This is a genomic window from Sporocytophaga myxococcoides (assembly GCF_000775915.1).
Classification (GTDB): Bacteria; Bacteroidota; Bacteroidia; order Cytophagales; family Cytophagaceae; genus Sporocytophaga; species Sporocytophaga myxococcoides_A.
The window spans coordinates 538564-561246 of the sequence record NZ_BBLT01000004.1; the positions used below are offsets into that span (position 1 = coordinate 538564).

At 35.5% G+C, this 22683-nt stretch carries 23 protein-coding genes and 1 pseudogene; 9 read left to right on the forward strand and 15 right to left on the reverse strand.

What is annotated here, in order from left to right; translation table 11 throughout:
• Positions 1-18 precede the first annotated feature (18 nt).
• Positions 19-951, reverse strand: a complete 933-nt coding sequence (locus MYP_RS12450; protein ID WP_045463695.1) for a type IX secretion system membrane protein PorP/SprF — start codon at positions 949-951, stop codon at positions 19-21.
• A gap of 156 nt (positions 952-1107) precedes the next feature.
• Between MYP_RS12450 and MYP_RS12455 the strand changes: the two genes are divergently transcribed.
• Together MYP_RS12455 and MYP_RS12460 are read left to right on the forward strand one after the other, a co-directional pair.
• Positions 1108-1707 carry an RNA polymerase sigma factor gene (locus tag MYP_RS12455; RefSeq protein WP_156140544.1) on the forward strand — a complete coding sequence of 200 codons (600 nt, stop codon included), beginning with the start codon at positions 1108-1110 and terminating at the stop codon, positions 1705-1707.
• The gene (locus MYP_RS12460; protein ID WP_045463700.1) at positions 1682-2806 is read left to right on the forward strand and encodes a hypothetical protein; all 1125 of its coding nucleotides are present in this window, start codon (positions 1682-1684) and stop codon (positions 2804-2806) included. The genes MYP_RS12455 and MYP_RS12460 overlap by 26 nt, the downstream gene beginning before the upstream one ends.
• A 2-nt stretch (positions 2807-2808) precedes the next feature.
• Here the strand turns inward: MYP_RS12460 and MYP_RS12465 are convergent, their stop codons facing one another.
• Entirely contained in the window at positions 2809-3093 is a 285-nt protein-coding gene (locus MYP_RS12465) for a hypothetical protein (RefSeq protein ID WP_156140545.1), read from the reverse strand.
• Positions 3094-3177: 84 nt separating this feature from the next.
• On the opposite strand from MYP_RS12465, the gene MYP_RS12470 reads away from it, so the two are divergent.
• A complete protein-coding gene (locus MYP_RS12470) occupies positions 3178-3594 on the forward strand; it encodes a DUF7793 family protein (RefSeq protein ID WP_156140547.1) in 417 nt (138 codons plus the stop codon).
• A 142-nt stretch (positions 3595-3736) separates the two neighbouring features.
• On the forward strand, positions 3737-3982 hold the full coding sequence (locus tag MYP_RS12475; protein ID WP_045463710.1) for a hypothetical protein: 246 nt from the start codon (positions 3737-3739) through the stop codon (positions 3980-3982).
• A gap of 78 nt (positions 3983-4060) precedes the next feature.
• On the opposite strand, the pseudogene MYP_RS26920 reads toward MYP_RS12475, so the two are convergent.
• The 3 genes and pseudogenes from MYP_RS26920 to MYP_RS26085 form a co-directional block, all read right to left on the reverse strand.
• Positions 4061-4150 (reverse strand): annotated as a pseudogene (locus tag MYP_RS26920) (hypothetical protein); the annotation flags it as partial.
• A gap of 206 nt (positions 4151-4356) precedes the next feature.
• A complete protein-coding gene (locus MYP_RS12480) occupies positions 4357-5424 on the reverse strand; it encodes a potassium/proton antiporter (protein WP_231570038.1) in 1068 nt (355 codons plus the stop codon).
• Positions 5425-5856: 432 nt separating this feature from the next.
• Positions 5857-6030, reverse strand: coding sequence for a hypothetical protein (locus tag MYP_RS26085; RefSeq protein ID WP_156140549.1), 174 nt, complete (start codon positions 6028-6030; stop codon positions 5857-5859).
• Positions 6031-6478: 448 nt separating this feature from the next.
• On the opposite strand from MYP_RS26085, the gene MYP_RS12490 reads away from it, so the two are divergent.
• Positions 6479-7288, forward strand: a complete 810-nt coding sequence (locus tag MYP_RS12490; protein ID WP_045463717.1) for a response regulator transcription factor — start codon at positions 6479-6481, stop codon at positions 7286-7288.
• Positions 7289-7307: 19 nt separating this feature from the next.
• Here the strand turns inward: MYP_RS12490 and MYP_RS12495 are convergent, their stop codons facing one another.
• The 5 genes from MYP_RS12495 to MYP_RS12510 all read right to left on the reverse strand — a co-directional run bounded on the left by MYP_RS12495 (position 7308) and on the right by MYP_RS12510 (position 10890).
• A complete protein-coding gene (locus MYP_RS12495; RefSeq protein WP_052430147.1) occupies positions 7308-7739 on the reverse strand; it encodes an energy transducer TonB in 432 nt (143 codons plus the stop codon).
• 42 nt (positions 7740-7781) lie between these two features.
• The gene (locus tag MYP_RS26925; protein WP_081990502.1) at positions 7782-7958 is read right to left on the reverse strand and encodes an energy transducer TonB; all 177 of its coding nucleotides are present in this window, start codon (positions 7956-7958) and stop codon (positions 7782-7784) included.
• Positions 7959-7964: 6 nt separating this feature from the next.
• Positions 7965-8195 carry a hypothetical protein gene (locus tag MYP_RS25035; RefSeq protein ID WP_052430148.1) on the reverse strand — a complete coding sequence of 77 codons (231 nt, stop codon included), beginning with the start codon at positions 8193-8195 and terminating at the stop codon, positions 7965-7967.
• A 165-nt stretch (positions 8196-8360) separates the two neighbouring features.
• Positions 8361-8924, reverse strand: coding sequence for a chalcone isomerase family protein (locus MYP_RS12505; RefSeq protein WP_045463719.1), 564 nt, complete (start codon positions 8922-8924; stop codon positions 8361-8363).
• Positions 8925-9006: 82 nt separating this feature from the next.
• Positions 9007-10890: a 7TMR-DISM family protein gene (locus MYP_RS12510; RefSeq protein ID WP_052430150.1), complete on the reverse strand. Its 1884-nt coding sequence runs from the start codon at positions 10888-10890 to the stop codon at positions 9007-9009.
• Between the two features lie 227 nt (positions 10891-11117).
• Here MYP_RS12510 and MYP_RS12515 point away from each other — a divergent pair, with 227 nt between their 5' ends.
• Together MYP_RS12515 and MYP_RS12520 are read left to right on the forward strand one after the other, a co-directional pair.
• Positions 11118-13400, forward strand: coding sequence for a glycoside hydrolase family 3 N-terminal domain-containing protein (locus MYP_RS12515; protein WP_052430151.1), 2283 nt, complete (start codon positions 11118-11120; stop codon positions 13398-13400).
• A gap of 168 nt (positions 13401-13568) precedes the next feature.
• On the forward strand, positions 13569-13970 hold the full coding sequence (locus MYP_RS12520) for a hypothetical protein (protein WP_156140551.1): 402 nt from the start codon (positions 13569-13571) through the stop codon (positions 13968-13970).
• A 91-nt stretch (positions 13971-14061) separates the two neighbouring features.
• Here the strand turns inward: MYP_RS12520 and MYP_RS12525 are convergent, their stop codons facing one another.
• The 3 genes from MYP_RS12525 to MYP_RS12535 form a co-directional block, all read right to left on the reverse strand.
• The gene (locus MYP_RS12525; RefSeq protein WP_045463725.1) at positions 14062-14376 is read right to left on the reverse strand and encodes a 2Fe-2S iron-sulfur cluster-binding protein; all 315 of its coding nucleotides are present in this window, start codon (positions 14374-14376) and stop codon (positions 14062-14064) included.
• Between the two features lie 11 nt (positions 14377-14387).
• Entirely contained in the window at positions 14388-15392 is a 1005-nt protein-coding gene (locus MYP_RS12530; RefSeq protein WP_045463728.1) for an NAD(P)/FAD-dependent oxidoreductase, read from the reverse strand.
• A gap of 100 nt (positions 15393-15492) precedes the next feature.
• Positions 15493-15930 carry a MarR family winged helix-turn-helix transcriptional regulator gene (locus MYP_RS12535; protein WP_045463730.1) on the reverse strand — a complete coding sequence of 146 codons (438 nt, stop codon included), beginning with the start codon at positions 15928-15930 and terminating at the stop codon, positions 15493-15495.
• Between the two features lie 195 nt (positions 15931-16125).
• Between MYP_RS12535 and MYP_RS12540 the strand changes: the two genes are divergently transcribed.
• Positions 16126-16803, forward strand: a complete 678-nt coding sequence (locus MYP_RS12540) for a response regulator transcription factor (protein WP_045463733.1) — start codon at positions 16126-16128, stop codon at positions 16801-16803.
• Positions 16800-18068 carry a type IX secretion system histidine kinase PorY gene (locus tag MYP_RS12545; protein ID WP_045463736.1) on the forward strand — a complete coding sequence of 423 codons (1269 nt, stop codon included), beginning with the start codon at positions 16800-16802 and terminating at the stop codon, positions 18066-18068. The genes MYP_RS12540 and MYP_RS12545 overlap by 4 nt, the downstream gene beginning before the upstream one ends.
• 237 nt (positions 18069-18305) lie before the next feature.
• On the opposite strand, the gene MYP_RS12550 is transcribed toward MYP_RS12545, so the two are convergent.
• Both MYP_RS12550 and MYP_RS12555 read right to left on the reverse strand, forming a co-directional pair.
• Positions 18306-19448, reverse strand: a complete 1143-nt coding sequence (locus tag MYP_RS12550; RefSeq protein ID WP_197060071.1) for an efflux RND transporter periplasmic adaptor subunit — start codon at positions 19446-19448, stop codon at positions 18306-18308.
• The gene (locus tag MYP_RS12555; RefSeq protein WP_045463743.1) at positions 19441-22677 is read right to left on the reverse strand and encodes an efflux RND transporter permease subunit; all 3237 of its coding nucleotides are present in this window, start codon (positions 22675-22677) and stop codon (positions 19441-19443) included. Before MYP_RS12555 ends, MYP_RS12550 begins: the two co-directional genes overlap by 8 nt.
• Positions 22678-22683: the final 6 nt, after the last annotated feature.

The window sequence follows — 22683 nt, forward strand, 5'->3', positions numbered from 1 at the left end:
ACCTTTGATTGTAACCCTTTATTCTGAGTCATCATCTTCCAACTTCACCGGACTTCTTTTCTCTTTTATGTAAAAGCCTATTCCGATCTCATACGAACGGAGATTAAGTCTGGTACGGCTGCTATATACCTGATAAGAAAAGAAGAAATTTAATTTATTGTCATTCAGATAAATCCCTTCCAGTCCCGCGGTCAGGGCCATACCATTTCTGTATTGATAAACTGCTCCTGCAGAGAATAATCCCCCGAGGATCGTACCAAAATATATCTGAGGGAAAGGCTTTTCGCTGTCAAATTTCGGGTTGTTTACATACCGAATCAGCAAGGCAGATTTTAAAGAAATATGCTGATTCAAATGGAAAATCCTGCCACATATTACATTATAATGTCGAGCAAGCCTTGTCACCTCGGTGTATGGCACTACCCTTCCGTTATTTAACTGATTTACTGAAACCCCGCAAAAAAAATGATCATTATAAAATAATACTCCTGCATTTCCTGTACTTGTCATGGAGTTTGCACCTGCCGTAAGCTGCGTTGCACCAATCGAATAATTAAATGCCCCTAATGACAACCCTACTGAAAGGTAATTTTTCTTTCCGACTGGCATCTTCCAGGCATAACTCACCATCACCTGATTTTTCTTAAAATATTGCCCTTCTGCAAGCCCGGTAAAACTTAGGCCTACTTTATGAAAGCGGTCATATTTCTGGTAAAATTTAACCTGACCATTAAAATAATTGATATGGTTAGTGATTCCTTCAGCAGCACTTCCCCTATGACCAACATTGATGTCAAATTTAAAATTTTCAGAGCTCCGTGCAGGATTTATTAAAGAATAAAACTCAGAAAACTGATATAACTGAACAGGAAGAAACCTGTTCTCAGTCTGCTGTGCAATGGAATTTAAAGACCCAAAAGATAAAATTAAAAGTATTAGATAAATCCTCATTTAGCTGGTGCTTTCCAGGGCACTTTAAAACTAGTCAAACTTTATGAAAATTTGTTACATATTCAAAAAATTGATCCAAAACTTTAATAAAAAAACTCGACAAAGGGGTTACAATTAATTCCTTAACTTGTAGGAAGGTTGATAAAATCCGGATCAGTGGCTTACAGCAATACCTACATTCTTGAATCTATTGCAGGAAAGGATAATTCACAAATGTTATCTTATCTGTACAAGACCTATTTCCCAAGGATAAAAAAATTAATTATTGAAAATTCAGGAAATTATGAAGATGCAGAAGATATTTTCCAGGAAGCCATTGTCATACTTTACAGGCAAGTAAAACTAAACCGCTTTGATTCCAGCTATGAAGTTGGTGCATTTATATACTCTGTTGCACGGAACCTATGGATTAATGAAGCAAAGAGAAGAAAGATAAAAGAAAAGGTATATAAAGAGGAATCTACAGCATTAAATTATTCAGAGACCGATACACTTGACCTGATGATAACCGAAGAAAGGGCTCAACTTTTAACTTCGGTACTTGAGCAGCTTGGCGATAGATGCAAAGAACTTCTTTCTTACACCATCTATCATAAAATGTCTATGAAAGAAATTTGTGAAAAGATGGGTTTTTCGACTGAAAACGGAGCCAAAACCAGAAACTACAAGTGCAAACAGCAGCTTATCAGCTTGCTGAAAAAAAACCCTTTGGTAAAAGAATTAATGAATCATGAGCAAGCTGAGAGCCAGTTTTGAAAAGATAGATGAATACCTTAATGGGGAGCTTTCCAGACAGGAGCTTTCAGAATTCAAGGTTATGATGGAAAAGCACGAAAGTCTTGCTGAAGAAGTGCAATTGCAACAGCTTGCGAATGAAGCAATCGTAGAATTGAACCTTACAGGTCTCAGAAAAGATTTAAAACGAATTTCTTTGAAACAAAGAACTGCAAGTCGTTACAAACTTTATGGAGGTACTGCGACTGCTATCATATTGATTTCAGTTATTGCCTATTTTACAATATCACCGAAAGCTAACGAATTAAAAGCTGAATATACTGACCATACAAAACCAGTTTCAGAAGAATCACCTATATCTTTAAATGCTAAAGTGCCCGAAAGTATAGCAGCTACTCCTCAACCTTTAATTTCAGAAATTACAACTCAGAAACCACCATATATTGAATCCCAAATACCTCTTCCGGCAACATCGGAATTACAAAGTATATCAGATTCTATCATGCCACTTCCCGAAACAATAACTCAGTTAAATTCCATCAATCTGGCCATAGAACAAATGACTGAGCATGTACAGGAAAAATATACAATCCAAAGTAGTCCTGTTCCTTGCAAAGCAGATGCGATAGACGCTTTTATTCATATAGAACCTGTTTGTAAAGACCAGAAAGGTTCAGGAAAAATTACAATTGACCTTGCTTCGGTAAAAGGAGGAAAACCAGGTTATCAGTTTTCACTTAATGGCGGAGCAAACTATCAGGAATTTCCGGTATTTGAAGATTTAGGGTTCGGGCCTGCTCAACTTTTAATAAAAGATTCACAAGGATGTATTTCAAGGAAACAATTGATTATACCAGAGAAAAATTGCTTTAAAGAAATAATTCTTTACCCATTGAGAGATGAGACCTGGACTGCGCCAGTAATTTCAAAAGAAAATAAAATTATAATAGCAGATATTCAAGGCCACATTTTATTTGAAAATCATTATTCAGACACAGATAATTTTACATGGAATGGAAAAACTACTGATGGGCAAGATTTGCCTGTGGGACAATATTATTATACTATTAAGGGAAGTATAGGGAACGTTATTCACGGATATATTTCTATACTCCGCTAATTTCACCACATTTCGTTAATACTGCGGTCATAGTTATGATAGTATCTATAATTATAAGGGTAATAATTCCAACCATACCCATAGTTGTTGTAGTTTTGATAATAGGGGTCTGAATAAGGATAATAAGAACCATAATCATTCCAATACGGGTCATAATTATAATAAGAATACGGATAATAATCATATCCATAGCCATTAGTATATGTTCTGCCAACATAAGTTCCCGAAGAACAAGAAAGCATAAAAATCATCAACAAAGAAATAATGAATAAACCCAACCGCTTCATACCTTTAATAATTTTAATCCCTTCTATATTTTAACAACACAATAAAATTTTTTGTGCAATAAATCGTTAGCTAGATTAAATTTAATGTCGTTAGTGAAAAACGTAAAAATGGAAAGTCAGGAAAGTCAATATGAAGATGAGTATATATATATAAAAATCATTGATGGCATAATTTGCTGTGAGACAAAAAAAGAAATGATTATAACCTACGAATTTGCTGAGCTTGCTATAAATAAAAGGATAAATATTTGCGGGAACCATTACTATCCATTACTTAACGATGTCCGCAAAGTAAAATATATTACCAAAGATGCTATGCAGCTTTTGAACTCAGACAAAGGAACATGTTATCTTACAGCAGGAGCATTTATCATTAAAAGTAAGGCTCAGGAAATTTTTGGAAATTTTTTCATAAAATTCAAAGCACATAAAGTACCTGCAAAACTCTTTACTGACAAGACCAAAGCGCTTCAGTGGCTCCAACAATATAAGGTATCATAGATAAATTTAATGAAATCTTAATAAACATATAAAAAAAGGGGAATGGTTTTTGAATTTGAATTTTAATAGTTATATTGAAGCAAGATCATAGAATCCCTTTAATATAATTATATTTTAATCAAATATAAATCAAACCTTAGAGATGGATTTCGAAAAAATTTCAGCCGAACTCAACAATAAAACAGTAGTTGCTGTTTTAGACGAGAAAAGTGAATCGTACAAAAAACTTGGGCTAAAATTTATTGGCAGACTGGTTGGCAGAACTAAAGTAAAAACCGGTGCCATTGCTCAAGGCGTGATCTCTATCACAATTCTCACACAGGATTATATTACACTTACAATCCCCTGTACAGACATAAAGTCTCTCTCCGAATGGTTAATGAAATAGTTTTTAACCGATAGGTAAAATCTTTTAAGGCCCGAAGTATTATGATTCATCAGGAACTTCGGGTTCTTTCTCTTCAGATCACGAGAAATAATCTTTCAATTCGCGTACATTCTCTTTTGCTACCAAAACCTGAATTATATCCCCTGACTCCAGCACTGTACCTCCGCTGGGAACGAAGTAATTACTGTCTCATGTAATGGTTACAATCAGGTTCCCTTTCAATTGAGGAATCTGAACCAGAGATTTATTAATACTGCTATGATTTTCAGGAACACGAAGGTTAATAAGTTTCATAGAGCTATCCTGCGGATAACTGAACTCAACAGGCGATTTTATTTTCGCTTTTGATGGTTCATCAAGTTTCAGCCATTTAGCTATAGGAGATATGCCCCCCCTTGTACAATAGCTGATGATAACACTATAAAGAACACCAAATTAAATATCCAGCCAGCTTCTTTTATACCTGCCAAAAGAGGAAACGTTGCAAGGATGACGGGAACAGCTCCTCGCAGACCAACCCAGGAAATCAATAGCTTTTCACGAAAATTAAATTCAGACATTGCCAGTGATATAAATACACTTAATGGCCTTGCTAGTACTATGAGAAAAACAGATACTAGGATTCCGGTAAACATAACCGGCACCAGTTTACTTGGAAATACAAGCAACCCAAGGGTGATAAACATTCCTGTTTGAGATAACCAGGCAAGGCCATCAAAAAATCTATATATGGCCCTCTTGTGCACCACTTCGTAATTGTTAACCACCACTCCGGCTACATATACAGCCAGGAATCCGCTCCCCTCTGCTTTTGCGGTAAAAGAATATATTAATACTGAAAACGCCAATACAAAAACAATGTAAACCCCCTCAATAGGAAACCTGATATTATTTATAATTGCCACCATTAACCTTCCTGCCGAAAAACCAATGAGAAAACCAAGTCCCATCTGGAGAATAAACAACTCAAAAAACTCTATATAGGAAGTACTACTGTTTGTAATAAATGATATAAGACTTATAGTAAGGAATATCGCCATTGGGTCATTCGTCCCCGATTCAACTTCCAGTGAAGGTTTCACCTTGCCTTTCAGATTACAATTACTTAAGCTTAATATAGAAAATACAGCAGCCGCATCTGTTGACAATACAACCACACCTAACAAAAACGCCTGAGCCCATTGCAGATTAAAAAGAAAATGTACAAATGCTCCTACAGAACATGTTGTAATTAAAACTCCAAGTGTAGAAAGGCTGAGAGACGACCACAATACAGGTTTTGTTTTGGACCAGTTGGTATCCAACCCTCCAGAAAAAAGTATAAATATTAATGATATAATTCCAACATTCTGTGCAACCGATGCATTATCAAAACTCAATCCACCAAGCCCTTCAGAACCTGCAAGCATACCTGTGCCTATAAAAATCAATAGTACAGGCATTCCAATTTTTTTTTGAAACTTTAGCGACAATTGTACTAATAATGATAAGAATGGATATACTGAGTAAAATCGTTTCCAGAGAGTTCATGTTTAAATATACTAAGCTTTTTAATGATTGTTATTATCAGAAAAAGCTCTCTCATCATTTATAAAAATCCCAACCATTTCTATACTCAAGGATACTCATACTTAAAAAAAAATGGCATTTTAAAAGCAATATTCAAGAACAACTTAATCAGAACCTGGCCCAAAATAGGATTTAGTAAGAAGAAAAATTCTTTAAAATATGCTTAGAAACCTCCCAGACATTGACTGGCGCTTCAGGCAATAAAACAAACAGCAGAAAAAAGCTATTTCTGCAAAAAATTATATGTTAAATAATAAGATCTTAAAAAAAACCTGCAGGTTATTTATTACACTTCACCAGCTAAATCATAAATAAGATTCAGCTTTTTTATAATGCCTATAAAAGCTTATTCTCTTAGCTCTTATTTCTTTCATCATTGCCATGTTTTCTTCTATAATCATGTCAATGTTTGCTTTTTTCTGCCTAAAACCCAAACTGGATCTGAGCCAGACTAATGTTTTTAAGACTATCTTTTTCATAGTGTATTTTTACGATTTTAAGATATGGACAGTTTCAAGTTTTAATATTTATATCCAAAGAAATATTCATTTCATCTATGTATTTTAAAAATTTATCCTAATATAATTGTCTCAAAAAGCCAATAATATTTTATATTTCAGACGTTTACCTTTTGCAGACAAATTAGTATTATAACAATTACATTACTAATGGTTTGCATCTTAACATCAGTTTTTTTCTTCAAGTACCATAAGGAGAGTGGTAACAGAATTATAATTTAATTTTAGATTACAAAAAATTTTCCTTTAAAGAATAGAATACTAGAAAGTTACATTAATATATATAACTTTAAGTCCTCTTAAATGAAGCATTATTTAAGGACAAATTAAATCATACTTCAACAACTAGTTAGTTCAGTTTTTAGATCACTAATACGATAGTATAATATTTTTCAATTTCAGAAAGCATATGGAAAAAAAAACAGTTTCCGATTCTATTAATAGAAAATTGATAGACATTACCAGAAAATTCTATAATTATCCTGAAGGTAAAACCAAGGGTAACCATAAAGACCTAAGTATACCGGATTTATTCAATGTAAATTCCGCCACAATAACGGGAATATACAATCATGTCAGTTGTGGTTATGATTTTTTTAGTTCCAACACCAAATCACTTTTAGGATTTGATCATAAAAAATTCCTGCAAGGAAATATCCAATTTATTCTTTCACTGTTGCATCCTGCACAGAGAGAACTTTTCGACAATGAAATCCTTCCCCTGCTTTTTAAGTATTATCATTTGTATTCACAGAAAAAAAAAGTCACTGAACTTAAATTCGGCTTTACATTAAAAATGAGAAGAAGCGATGGCAATCATATCTGGACCTTATTTGAAATGAGACCATTTAAAGTGAACACCAAAGGCCAGCCTATCAATTCTGTGCTTTCAATATCTGATATCTCATTATTTAAAAAAGATGAAGTAAATGAGTTTATAGTTTATAAAAAATCAGAAACAGGTTTATTAAAGAAAATATTTTCCAGCAGCTTCAGCTCCACAGGCGCTTCCTACAGGTTTTCAAAGAGAGAACTTGAAATCATTTCATTACTGGCAGAAGGAAAGACAAGCAAAAAGATAGGTGAAATTCTAAACCTAAGTGTTCACACAGTCTCTACACACAGAAAAAATATGATTGAAAAGAGCAGTGTGCAAAATACTACTGAATTGATAAAACTGGCTACTATAAGAGGCTTAATAGAAAATTACAAAAGATAAGATAAGATAATAGATAATATCATTTTTCAGAATGTCCTTTTTCGGGAAGTTTGAATATTATTGGTATTATCTGACATTCTGAAACGGCCTCTCCATTAATGGTGGCAGGACTCCAGGCTGGCATTAGTTTTATAACCCGCAATGCTTCCTCGTCAAAAAATATTTGTCCGGCTTTATCGATACGAGGATCTTTAATATTACCGTAAACATCAATATCAAAGGTAACCCATACGGTATCTTCAAGTCTTTTTATCAATGCCTCTTCCGGGTACTGAAGATTTTGTTTAAGATAAGTCTTCAGCTTTCCTTTAAATGTGGCTGGCTTTTTCTTTTGTTTTCCATTGGGACAACTCTTCTCTTCTTTATTATTTACAATAAAATTTTCGCCATCAGTTTGAGCAAATGACAACTCTAATGATAACTTAAACAAGAAAAGAAGTATATATTTCATTCGCGTTCTATTTAAAATCCTCAATCAAGAGTTATATAACTTTCAGTCAGGTAAAGAAAATTTTATCGGCAAAATTTTTCGAATTTTAATGGGCTTACCATCCAAATACCCTGGTTCCCACTCTGGCATTAATTTCATTACCCGCAATACCTCTTCATCAAAACCATTACCCAAGCCTCTTATGATGTTCAGGTCTGTCACTTCACCAGTTGTGCCAATAACAAATTAAACATATACTGTCCCTTCAATGCCCTTTTTGATGCCTGATTTTGGATATTTAATATTCCCTCTCATAAAGTCTGCCAAATCTGACTTAAAAATGGGCATTTTTATGTTTGATAACAGTAGGTTTTGTAATGAATCTGTTCCTTTAGTAAAATCGAATATCTTATCGTCATTCTGGCCAAAAGCAATGAATGGTACTAAAAATAAAATTATAAGAAAATATTTGTTCATAAGAAAATCAAAATTCGATTATAGATACTGACAAAATTCATTGTATACAAACCTAAATGTGCGGTATCAAAAATTTAAATAAAGATAAACAAAAAAAGCAGAGTCTCCCCTGCTTTCTACCACCTTTAATATACTTAAAACTTACTACTTAAAACTTTTAACTTATTAGCCCATCATACCTTTTTTAAGTTTTGCATCCTGAGGATCATCACCTAGCCAAATCGAATACAAAAGTTTTTTAAAATCCAGACTTTTGACAAGAGCCTGTTCTTTATTGTTTTTAAAGATCGTTAAACCTGAACCAGGAAGGTATACCAGGTCAAACACATCTCCTTTATTGATATCTTCTTTAAAAGCATGCATAACTGTTTCAATGTTTGCTTTATGAGTTCCCCAATCACCATTTGTAACACGGTCAAATTCTGAACGCATGTTCTCCTCGAGTCTTTTGCCGGTAATGAGGTCTGAGATGACATGTATTCTGATACTCATCGGCTCATCAGCCTGAATGATTTTATTTGCATCCTTGCTTCTCTCCTTCAGATAAAGGCCACCTTCAAAAAGATCTATGTAAAACTTCTTTCTTACCCCCCATCCGTTTAAAACCAATTGCTCTTTTTCTGCAGATATATTCTCCGGCATTTTCTTGTTCTTACCTTTGCTTTGAGCTTGCGGTACCATAGAGCATACCAATAACATCAGAATAAGCAGGTTTTTTAGTTTCGACATAAGGGAGTGTTTTTTTTAATGATGATTCTATAACCACACTGATATAAGCATTAGTTCAATAACATTTTAAAGTTCGCCCATTTTAATCCATAATTAAGAGTTCCCAATTTTCAGTTTCTTTTATTTTCAACGTTTTCCTTTTTTCTTCCTGCCTTTGCTGTACTCTTTTTCTGAATTCCCAGCAGGTATTTTTACCGATCTCCAGCTTCAAGCTTAACTCATCTAAAGTATACTTCCCTGTTTTCAGGTTCGTGCAGTAAAGCAAATAAAAAGCTTTATTCAAAGGAATTTTAATTCCGTGAAAAAGAGTATTAGAAGTAGGTGATTCGATATAATTACACTTTGTGCATTTCCTTGAAAAGTTTTTCTCAGAAAACTTAGTATTCCTACACTTCCTGCAGGAATAACCTTCTGCCCACTTTAACTCTTCAAGGTATCTGAGGCATGCACTCTGATCCGGGAACGTTGTTAAAAACTCTTCAATAGAAATCTCTTCTGAAACTATTCTTGCCTTGCGCTCCTCTTTTACCTTTGTCTTTAGTTTCCAGTTATCCAGATCAAGCTTAATGTTCATGTCTGCAAGTTTTTTAGAATATAACTCCAGCTTATCATGAGCTAATGCCAGTTCATCTGTTTTCTGCTGAAGCGCTTTAGTCCTTTCCTGTACTTTCATGTCCAACTCCCGATTAACCTTATCTGCAAGCTGATTCTTCTCTTTCAGTTCAAGAACCAGCTGACCTTTAAGATCATTATTTTCATTCAAATGAATCATGATTTGTTTATCCGCCTCTGCCTTTTCTTTCCTTATCATTTTCAATCTGTCTCCAAGTGCAAAAGATAGAATCATGGCTTCTGCAAGAATACCATAGTTAAAAACATATACACTGAAAATATCTGGTTCCAGGATTTTATTTAGTCGCAGCTGAAGAATAATCAGAGAGATAAAGACTACAGTATATCCAAGTATGAAGAATCTGGCCGCTTTATACCCTTTTATATAGATATATATGGAAATTATATAGATCAAAACAAACGGTACTATATACAACTCTGGCAAGGAAAATTTGGAATTTCTGACAGCCTCAATACCAACATATCCGGTATACAAAAGAGTAAGAAACAATAAAGCTTTATCAGCCTGAGGAAAGTTTATTTTTAAATTAAGAAATGCTCTTGCATAGAATACAGAACTTATAAGAAATACCAAAGGAGCAATATAATAGTAGAGATAAAGGCTTTCAGATGAAAAGCCTTTCCAGAAAACTTCTACACCCAAGCCATCTTCTGTAAGCGACAGAAAAATGCAGGCTGTTACATAAACCGAATAAAAAATATAAACCCGTTCTTTGTTGGTAAGATATAGAAGCAGGTTATAAATCAGCATCAGCAGAAGACAACCATAATAGATGCCAAGAAAGAAATACTCATACAATGCATAAGCTGTGAAGTAATGCTGAGACCTTATTTTAAACTCAAGTCCAGTGTCATTAGGTGAATAAATTCTGGCATAAACAGTGTATTTATGAAGAGCAGAAGGCAGGTCAAATACGTAATTTTTATGAGGATAACTCTTAGCATTCTGATGAAGCAGTCCGGAAGTATATTGCCTTATCACTCCATTCTCGTCCGGGATCCAGACATCCAATAACTTAATATTCGGAGTCAGACTTTCCAGCACCCATTTTTTATCTTTTGAGGCATTATTTTTAACATTAAACCTGATCCAATAAACGGAAGAGGGGTTAAAATTTCTTAAAACTCCGCTTTCTGATTTAGAAAAAGTTCCTTTTGATGCTATTTCCAGAAATGATTTTTTGCCTGAAAAATCTTCCATCCACTCACCTTCTCTTCCCTGAATGATTAAATCTTCGGTCTGATCTGTAAGATTTATTTCAGCATAAATTTTTCCGATTGGCAAAATCAGACCTGCCAGAAGAATTAGAAACCCCAAAAATTGATTGTTCATAAATAGCTTTTTTCAAAGATCGTTATCCCGGGATGAGTTTCCATCATCATTTAAATATAAAATACTGAATAACAGACATCAACCCTAGGTAACAAATCATAATTTTATCCTTCATTAACGAAGATTACCTGGCCCAAAAATATAATTTTTCATAAAAAATCTTATTTATTTCTTATTTCTCTTCCTATTCTTTGCTATCGATTACATGGTAAAAAATAAATTATCCTATGAAAAGATTATTTAAAAAGGTACCTAAAGCAGGTAAACTAATCATTATGGCTTTAGCTTTTAATTATCAGAATGTCCAGGCTCAAAATCAGGATCAAAAGATTGACAGACTGATGTCTCAAATGTCTCTTGAAGAAAAAGTAGGACAAATGACCCAAATAGATCTGAATCTGCTTGCTGTCAATGGGTATCAGAATACAGACGGAAGCCTTGATAAAGAAAAACTTAAAAAAGCTATTCTCGAATACAAAGTAGGTTCAGTACTTAACCCTGTCGGCAGAGCTTATTCTGTAGAAACCTGGCACAAGATAATTACGGAAATTCAAGACCTTGCTGTAAAAAAGACCCCAAACAAAATTCCGGTTATATATGGAATAGATGCGGTTCATGGAACAACTTTCACACTTAATTCAACTCTATTCCCTCATAATCTTGGACTTGCAGCTACCAGAAACGATGAGCTTGCCAGATTGAGTGGAAATATAACAGCAAGAGAGGTAAGAGCTTCCGGGATTAGATGGAATTTCTCTCCGGTATTAGATGCAGGCAGACAACCATTATGGTCAAGGTTTGCAGAAACCTGGGGAGAAGACACATACCTAACCAAACAAATGGGTGTGGCCACCATTCAAGGTATGGAAGGTGACGGACTTAAAAACCCAACTGCTGTGGCATCCTGTATGAAGCACTTCATCGGATATTCAGCTCCGAGAACAGGTAAAGACAGAACTCCGGCTCATATTCCTGATATTATCCTCAGAGAGTACTATCTGCCACAATTTAAAGCTGCTATTGAAGCAGGGTCCTCTACTGTAATGATTAACTCTGCAGAAATCAATGGTATACCAACTCATGCCAACGAATACCTTCTTAAAGAAGTCCTGAGAAAAGAGCTTGGTTTTAAAGGATTGGTAGTAACGGACTGGGAAGACATTATAAGATTGCACAACAGACATATGATTGCATCAACACCTAAGGAAGCGGTAAAAATAGCAATTAATGCAGGTATAGATATGAGCATGGTACCCAATGATTACAGCTTCTTCACCTATCTAACCGAGCTAGTAAAAGAAGGTCAGGTAAGCATGGCAACAATTGATGCATCTGTAAGAAGAATATTAAAGCTTAAATATGATCTGGGATTATTTGATAATCCATACCCTGAAAAATCTGCGGCATCATTATTCAACCTTCCTGAATATGGAGTGGCTGCATTACAGGCTTCAAGAGAGTCTATCACACTCTTAAAAAATGAAAACCTGGGAGCGAGCCCGGTATTACCTTTAAAGAAAAATGCTAAGATACTTCTTGCAGGTCCTGGAGCAGATAACCTTCCTAGCCTTCACGGTTGCTGGTCTTATTCATGGCAAGGGAATAATAGCAAATATTATCCTTCTACAACCAAGACAATTCTTCAGGCAATTCAAGAAAAAACAGGTAAAAGCAATGTTACCTTTTACGGATCAAAAGAATATAATAACGAAGTCAATTTTGCAACGGAGTCCATTTTTAAAAATGCATCTGCTTTTGACTTCATTGTTCTTTGTCTTGGAGAAGATGCATATGCCGAACAGCCGGGAGCTATTGATGATTTAGACCTACCTGTAAATCAATTGAAACTTGCCAAAGCAGCAATAAACACAGGAAAGCCGGTGATTCTGGTCATGACTCAGGGAAGGCCTCGAGTAATCAATTCGATTGTACCAGGTATGAAGGGCATAATACAGGCTTACTGGCCAGGTACTAAGGGCGCTGATGCTATAGCAGATGTTTTATTCGGAGATTACAACCCAGATGGAAGATTGCCGTTCTCTTATCCTGCAGCCACAGGGGACCTAGTTTTGTATGATCATAAGTTTACCGAAAAAATCCAGGAAACTGCACAAGGCTTTGAATATAACGGATACAAACCTCAGTGGCCTTTCGGTTTCGGTCTTAGCTATTCGACTTTTGAATACAGCCCTATTAAAGTTAGCCAAAAAGATTTTTCAGGAAATGAAACAATAAAAGTTTCTGTTGAAGTAAAAAACACTGGACAGTTGGATGGGAAACACAGTGTAGAATTGTATTCAAAAGATTTGTTTGCCAGTGTCACACCTGACAGTAAGCGCCTTAGAAAATATAAAAAAGTTGCAATCAAGGCGGGAGAAACTGTAACAGTAGAATTTGAACTGAATAAGAGTGATCTGGAATTTGTAAGCCAAAAGCTCGAGACTGTAACTGAGCCTGGTGAATTTGAGCTAATGATTGAAAATCAAAAGGTGATCATTTCATATAAATAGCCTGATCAAGCTCACTTAATCCTGTTCGTCTTTACATTTTAAGGTTTGGTATATTCTTTGTCAATGAAGGAAGAAACAGGCATTAATTTGGTGTTAAATGTTTAGTAGATATAAATAAGTAAACCGGAACGGATTAAAATTTTAGAATAAACTAAACCTTTAAATGTTATGATGACCACTAAATTAAAAGTAATCTTCAGTGCACTTATGATGAGTGCAGTAATGTTTGTTTCACAAGCAAATGCTCAGGCTGACTGCCCTAAACATCCACATAAAGGAAAAGGAGAAGGATTTAGTCCAAAGAAACAAACTGAATGGATGAAAACTGAATTATCTTTGTCAGACGACCAGACAGCCAAAGTTGAAACCATCAATCAGAAATATTCTGACAAGAGAAAATCAATGCATGAAGAACATCGTAAACAAATGAAGGCATTGAAAGATGAACAGGATAAAGAATTTAAAAGTGTACTGAACAAGGACCAGTATACTAAACTCGAAGCTAAAAAAGCAGAGATGAAAGAAAAAAGAAAGCAAGCTCATAAAGAGCGTAAAGGTACCAACAAATAGTTTGAATTTTTGACGAAGTACAAGGTTTGTTGTGTTTAAGTGTGATGCCCCGCAAGCGAAAGCTGCGGGGCTTTTTTAATATGTAGATTTACTATTCACCCTTCAACTTAAACATCATTCCACTCAAATGACTTCCTATTTTTATCTGGCATGCAAGTCTGCTTGCTGAAGAAGCATCAGGTAAAGTATCAAGCATATCCAGCTCTGCATCGGAAGGGCCTCCTAATTTCTCCAAACCTCTTTGAACCTCGACATGGCATGTTGCACAAAGAGCCATTCCTCCGCAAGTTGCCAATACCGGATAGTCTGAAGCTTTTAAGACTTCCATCAAACTAAGATTGATATCTTCCGGGATCTCTACTTCCTGTATATTCCCTTGTCTGTCTTCTATTTCAAATTTTATCATAAGAGTAAAAATTAAAATGCATTGACACCATTTACTGTTGTATACTTAAAGCTGAGCTTTTGATCAGGATAAACGTATTTGAAAGCACTCTGTGCCATCAATGCCGCTTCATGAAATCCGCACAAAATAAGCTTCAGCTTTCCCGGATAGGTATTAATATCACCAATTGCGAAAACTCCAGGAACATTTGTACTATAATCAAATGTATTCACTTCAATCGCATTTTTATCTATGTTCAATCCCCAGTCCGCAATTGGTCCTAGCTTTGGGCTCAGACCGAATAATGGAATAAGATAATCTGCTTTAAGTTCTTTCTCCTCCTTCTCTTTGCCGATTACAGTAGCTGACTCAAGGATATTATCGCCCTTCAGCTCCTTAAGATGAGTATTTAAAAGTAATTTAATCTTACCGGTTTTAGCCATTTCAAAAACCTTCTCTGCGCTGTCTGGTGCACCTCTGAAAGATTCATTTCTATGAACAAGTGTAACCTCTGAAGCAACATTTGATAAAAAGATTGTCCAGTCTAATGCAGAATCACCACCTCCAGCTATAATGATCTTCTTATCACGAAAGCGCTCCGGATCTTTAACCATATAATAAACCCCTTTCCCTTCATACCTTTCAAGATTTTCAATCTCTGGTTTTCTTGGCTCAAAACAACCCAGGCCACCGGCTATTACAACAGCCTTACAACTGATGACAGTCTCATCAGAAGTCTTGATTTCGAAAGTTCCATCTTCTCTTTTTGCGAGCGTTTCAACCCTTTCTCCCAAAGTATAAGTAGGCTTAAAAGGATCAATCTGTTTTTTGAGATTATCCACCAAGTCCTGAGCCAGCACTTCCGGAAAGCCAGGAATATCGTAAATTGGTTTTTTAGGATAAATCTCTGATAACTGTCCACCTATCTGCGGAAGAACATCGATAAGGTGGCAGCGCATTTTTAATAAACCCGCTTCAAAAACAGCAAAAAGTCCGACAGGTCCGGCTCCAATGATGCATATATCTGTGTGTATCATGAAAATTTGGGGTTAGGTAAATGAATTCCTTATAAACAAATATGCTCAACAATAATTAGCACAACAACTATTTAGGTAAAAAAATTTACATCTATCCTAATTAATTGTTTTCCAAATTATTATAAATAGAATTAAGAATTCTTTTAAACTCTTGAAAGTCATTTTCAGAAAGTCCCTCCCACGCTTTGAGTCTGATTTCCGAAACAGGAGGCATCAATTCCTTTACCAAAGCTAATCCGGTATCAGTTAAATGAACAATAAAAGACCTCCTATCCTTGGAATGCATTTTACGCTCTGTCAGACCTTTCTCACAAAGAATATCGATTATTCGCGTAAGTGTCGGAGTATCCTTGAAAAGAAGTTCTGCCAGCTCTTTTTGGTTCAAATCATTATGTTCATATAAATGCCTCAGGACAAGCCACTGATCCACAGTGACATTAAAATTTTTCTCATTAAACTGCTGTTGCGCATATTGTTTTACTCTACGTGCAGTGCGGTCAAGGAGAAAGGAGTACATATTACAGAGATAGTCTTCCATTTTGTTAAATTCAAAATACGGATATCAAAATTATTGCAAAAACCGATTTGGATTACTACAATTCAGGATATTTTTTATAAGTAATTTCTGAAATTTTTCTAAAGGAGTCAGTCTTAAAAACCTAAGCTTGAAAAGATCTCAAACTTCCCATTTTGCTCCAGAATCATTCATTACTTTTAAAAAAAAATTTGTATTATGAAAATTCTGGTAATTGAAGATGAAAAAGCACTTGCAGGAAGCATTACCTCTCAACTTGACAAAGAAGGTTACCTCTGCGAAGCAGCTTTCGATTATCCAAGTGGCCTTGAGAAGATAATGTTATACAACTATGATTGCGTAGTAGTTGATATAAATCTTCCAGGAGGAGATGGATTCTCGTTGATAGAAAATCTAAAAAAAACTTCTTCTTCTACAGGTATTATAATTATATCTGCAAGAAACTCTCTTGACGATAAGGTTCGTGGTTTAAATACAGGCTCGGACGATTATCTCGTGAAGCCTTTTCACTTTTCTGAATTAAATGCCCGAATCAAATCTCTTCTCAGGAGAAGGAATTTTAACGGAAGCAATGAAATAATATTTCATGAAATAAAAGTTGACCTTAACCCCAGAAATGTTTTTGTTAACAATAATGAAGTTAATCTTTACAGAAAAGAATTTGATCTGCTAATGTATTTTCTTTCGAATAAAAATAATGTACTTACCAAGGCTGCCATTGCTGAGCATTTATGGGGAGACAACATAGACTCAGCGGATTCATTGGATATTGTATATTCGCACATTAAAAACCTCAGAAAAAAACTATTGGATAAAGGCAGCAAGGACTATATACAGTCGGTCTATGGCATTGGTTATAAATTTGGGGAAAAATGAAGCTTCTTACCAAGACAACAATCTATTATATATTAATTTCATTAATCACCTATATCCTCATTGCTGGTGCATTTTACATTGTTGTAAAACACCTGATCTATAAAGAAGTTGAGGAAAGACTGAGAGCTGAGCAACATGATTTTGAAGCCTTTGTAAAAAGACATGGGGACTGGGATGAAAGCTCATATTTTGTGGAAAACAAAATTGAGATTCAAAAACTTTCAAAATCTGATACTACTCAATTTGAAGACTCTTTCAAAGACACCATTTTTTACAATAAATATACGAAAGAAGATGTTCCATATCGGGAACTCACTTTTTACAATAAATTCAAAAACGACTGGTATAAAATAAGCATTCGGAAGTCTTTGATCGAAACCACTGAGCTTATCAGATATATCACCCTCACTATGTTATTCCTTTTAAATATAGGACTTTCCAGCATGTTTATATTTTTCAGAAAAATGTCAAAAAACATCTGGAGGCCTTTTTACAATACGCTCGACAAAGCTAAAAAATTTGATATCAAAGATGATAAAGATATACAAGTCTCAGTTACTCAAATCTATGAATTTAATGAGCTGAACGACGTAATTAAAAAAATGACAGGAAAAATGCGTAAAGATTATCTGAGCCTAAAAGAGTATACTGAAAATGCTTCTCATGAAATACAGACTCCTTTGGCCATAATAAATAGCAAAGTCGAAAACCTGATCCAGTGCGAAAACCTCAATAATAAACAAATATTATGGCTTGATGAAATTCAGAATGCGTGTTTGAAAATCTCCAGGATGCATAAAGCACTACTTCTTCTTTCAAAGATAGACAATGGACAATACAATGCTTCAGAGCTTATAGACTTTAATAATATTATCTGCGATAAGCTGGAAGAATTCGAAGCTTTATATATTCACAGAAATATCAGCATAAGCCTTATCACCAAAGGAATTTTTAAATTAAATATACATCAGGATCTGGCCGAAATTTTATTAACCAATATCATTAAAAACGCCATTATTCACAATGTATCTAATGGATCTGTAAACGTTGAAATTAAAAATACATCTATTGAGATTTGCAATACCGGTCATCCACTCATTACTGTTCCGGAGAAACTATTTGAAAGGTTTAAGAAAGATAAGAACACTGATTCTCTCGGGCTTGGCCTTTCTATTGTAAAGAAAATTGCAGACCATTCAGGATTAAAAGTGGAGTACAGATATGGGAATTCGTTACATAAGATGATACTATCAAAATTAAGTTAAAAGTTGAAAGTTAAAAGTTGAAAGTTGAAAGTTAAAAGTCGAAAGTCGAAAGTCGAAAATGAAATGAGAGTATATGAACCAAGGGTATTATCATTATTATATCCTTCAACTGAGTTAAATTAAAAAGAAGGCTATTACTTACTAATTTAGCCTTCTTGATTTTTTCTTTCAAACGATATATGCTAATGTTTTTTTTTAACTTTCGGCTTTCAACTTTTATCTTTCAACTTATTCCGCTTACAACTTATCTCCCCTTACTCTAAGCTTCTGCCCGTCCCTTATCTCTTCAGAACCTTCTTTCAGAATTATATCGCCTTTACTCAAGTCTCCAAAAACTTCAACAAGTGTATCCAGTGCAATTCCTTTTTTCACAGGTACTCTTTCTGCTTTATTCTTATTATTTCTAATTACAAATACTTCTTCACTTGAATTTACAACTGCTGACTTCGGGACAAATAATGTAGGAGATGACCTTACAACAGGTATTTGAACATCTGCATACATCCCTGCCTTTAATTCTTTGGTAATATTATTATAATCAAATTCCGTCATCATTACCCTGTTTTTATCCAGTACACTTTCAGCGCTTCTACCAAATTTTGCTTTAAAGGCCTTGTGCGGAACAGCACTTACCTGAAAGGTAACTACACCTTCTTTATTCACCGTGTTAGAATATAATTCAGGAACAGCAAGGGTAAGACGAAGCCTGGAATTATCTTCGAGAACAAACAATGGCTTGGAACTTTCATCACTGGCTCCTGTTAAAGCCCCTGGGCTAATGTTTCTTTCAATTATAATGCCGTCAAAAGGAGCAGTAATTGAAAGATAATTAACCAACTCTTGTTTGGTTCTGTAGTGTGAACGTGCTGCATCAATATTGCCTTTTGCATTGGAAACAGAAGCACTGTCTGCAAGCATTCTTGCTTTGGCCTGATCCAGTTCATTTAAAGCGACTGCACCTTTGATAGCATTCGCCTTTAATAAGCGATTATATGTAAGTGATGAAGCAATCAGCCTAGCCTTTGACTCTTCATATGCGCCTTCTGCTGCAGAAAGTTGCCCCTTTGCCTGATCAAATTCTGCAAATACCTCAGGAGCATCAAGCACTGCAAGAACCTGACCTTTGCGTACCTGAGAACCTCGGTCTACTTTTAACTCCTTTACAAAACCTTTTACTTTTGAATATATACTCACTTTATTCCAAGGATGAAGTTCGCCTGGCAGCAATAGTGGCTTTTCAGGCTGAAGGCTCAGAACTTCTGAAACAGCAACAACTGTAATATCTTCGGCAATCTTTACATCTTTGCTAGTGTTTTCTTTTTTAGAGCATGCCATCAGAAATATTACTAAGGCATTTATATAAATTACTGATTTAAACATGGTCATAAACTTGTGTTTGATTAGATTTAAAATATTTACTCTCTGGATCCTCTGGGTCCAATGAAACAGAATCAAATGAAGATTTACCCTGCAATGAAACAAAGATTGCAGGAAGGATAAACAAAGATGCCAATGTAGAAGCAAACAAACCTCCGATAACTGCCTGTCCCAATGGGGCAACCTGCTCTCCCCCTTCTCCTAAACCACTAGCCATAGGGATCATGCCTGCAATCATTGCAATACTCGTCATAAGAATAGGACGAATTCTGCTGTTTGCCGCCATTACTGAAGCATGACGGGCATCTTTCATCTCCAATCTTAACTGTTCCGCATTGGTTATCATAAGTATCGCATTTGCTACAGAAACCCCTACAGACATAATAAGCCCCATATAGGATTGAAGATTTAATGTAGCACCACAGATTAGCAATGTCACAAGAGCTCCCGCAACCACTGCAGGTATGGCCGAAAGGACAATCAGGGATATTTTAAAAGATTTAAAGTTTGCAGAAAGTAACAGGAATATAATTACGACTGCCACTAAAAGACCTAATTGCAGACTATTTAATGTTTCATTCAAAAGTTTAGTCTGACCTTTAAGTTCTACAACTAATCCGCGAGGTAAACTCCCTGCTGCTTTAATAGCTTCATTTACCTCCTTTCCGGCCCTCCCCAAGTCAGAGTTATGAATGTTAGCTGTTATTGTTACCAATCTATTTGGGCCGGAACGATCATACTGTCCGGGAGCTGAAACTTCTGAAAAAGTAGCCACATCTGAAAGTACAGGGTGTAACTGGTTACTGAGAAGAGGAATATTGCCAATATCATCAACAGAGGACATATTAGTTTCAGGAATTTGTACCTGAACCTGGTAAGCTAATCCCTTTTTATAATCCATCCAAAGATTCTTATCTGTAAACCTGCTTGAAGAAGTGGCCGCCACAAGCGACCTCGATACCTGTGTAGAGGTAAGACCTAACTGCCCGGCTCTTTCTCTGTCAATATTTACTCTAAGAGTAGGATAAGACATTGGTTGTGCAATTTGGACATCTCTCAGGAATGGGATTTTCTGCATATTCTTCAAAATCTTACTGGCAAACCTGTCAGCTTCTTTGATATCTTTAGATGCAACTGTAACTTCAATAGGATTAGAAGATCCCTGACTCATTATTTTATCTACAAGCTCAATAGGTTCAAATGATATGCGGACATCACTTAACTGATCCTTTACTTTTACTCTTATTTTTTCTTTCAAATCATCTATATCAATATCTGCATGTTTTGAAAATGCTACCTGCATAACAGCTTCGTGAGGACCACTGTTGAAAACAAAAATATTAGATGTACCATAACTTGAAGGAACGGTACCTACAAATGCTGATGAAATTTCAACATTATCAGGTCCGACCTCATTCTGAATAAGATTTAGCACCTTAAGCGTTATCCTTTCCGTCTCTTCAACTCTTGTCCCGTCTGTTGCCCTCAATCGGATTTGAAATTGATTACTGCCCGCTTTAGGAAGAATATCTGTTCCAATTGTAAGAGTGCCAATTAAAATTATTGCAATTGTAACCGCAAAGTAGACGATGGTCCACTTTTTTCTGTTTATCAGAATTTTCTTTAATAATCTAACATATTGCTTTCTGAACTTTTCAAAAAAAGTAAGTTCTTTAGGTTGATATCGTTCATCATTGATCAACATTTTTACTTCATCAGAATCAAGCGCTAATGTTGGCTTATCATGCTTTCCATGATGTTCCAGTAACCAATTTGACAATACCGGCACTAAAGTCTGGGAGAGAATAAATGAAGCTATCATGGCAAATCCCACAGCAAGAGACAGAGGCAGGAACATTGATTTAGGCACACCTACCATTATGAACGCAGGAGCAAAAACCGCCAGAATACAAAGTAATATGAGCAGCTTAGGAAAGGCTATTTCTTTGCAGGCATCCCATATAGCGACAGCCTTTGGTTTATTCATTTCCAAATGCTGATGAATATTTTCTATTGTTACAGTGGATTCATCTACAAGTACTCCAATCGCTAATGCCAGACCGCTTAAAGTCATTATATTGATTGTTTGGCCGAATAAATTCAGCATAATAACTGCAGAAAGAATTGAAACAGGAATTGTAACAACTACTACAATCACACTACGCCAGTCTTTAAGAAACAGGAGCACCATAAGACCTGTAAGTATAGCTCCCAGAATCCCTTCTGTAATAAGACTTTTCAATGCATTTGTCACATACCCTGACTGGTCAAACTCGTAAGAGACATTAACGTCTTCAGGCAAGGCATTTTGAAGTGACGGTATGGCAGCTTTTATATTATTTACTACTGTTAAAGTAGAAGCGTCTGACTTTTTGACTACAGGGATATACACTGCTCTTCTACCTTTCACTAATGCATAACTCACAGTAATATCAGACCCATCCTCAACAGTACCTATATCACGGATAAAAACCGTAGGGCCTGCTCCCACCCTGATTGGAATATTGAGAAAATCTTCAGGACGCTCAATTAAAGAATTAACAGGAGTCATAAGTGTTTTCTTACCTATTCTGATATTACCGGCAGGAGACGGTTGATTATTCGCAACAACTGCCTTTATAACTTCCTCAGGAGTTAACTTATAACTGCGTATAAGATTAGGATCAATTTTAATAACAACAGATCTTTGATTTCCACCTAAAGGAGGAGGACTGGAAACTCCCTCTATTTTTGAAAACATAGGTCGAACCCTTGAACTTGCGAGATCCTGGATTTCACTCAATGAACTTGTTTTACTTTCAAAAACTAATTGCCCTACCGGAACAGAACTTGCATCAAACCTGATCACCTGAGGAGGAACTGTTCCGTCCGGCATATAAGCTTTTGCCCTGGACACATTATTTGCCACCTCTCCCGCTGCCTGAGCCATATTGGTCCCCGGATAAAATTCAAGTTTTATGAGACATAATCCCTGAATAGTTTTAACTTCAACATTTCTAATTCCTGAAACATACAGAAAGTGATCCTGATATCTGGTTGCAATAAAAGCATCCATTTCTTCAGGCGCCATACCACCATATGGCTGGACAATATAGATAGTCGGAAGATCCAGATTTGGAAATATATCCACAGGGATCTTAAATAACGAGAGCATGGAAAAGAAACCTATACCTATAACCATTACTATTATGGCAACCGGATTTCTTAGCGCTGATCTGATTAGTTGAAGCATGTCTTC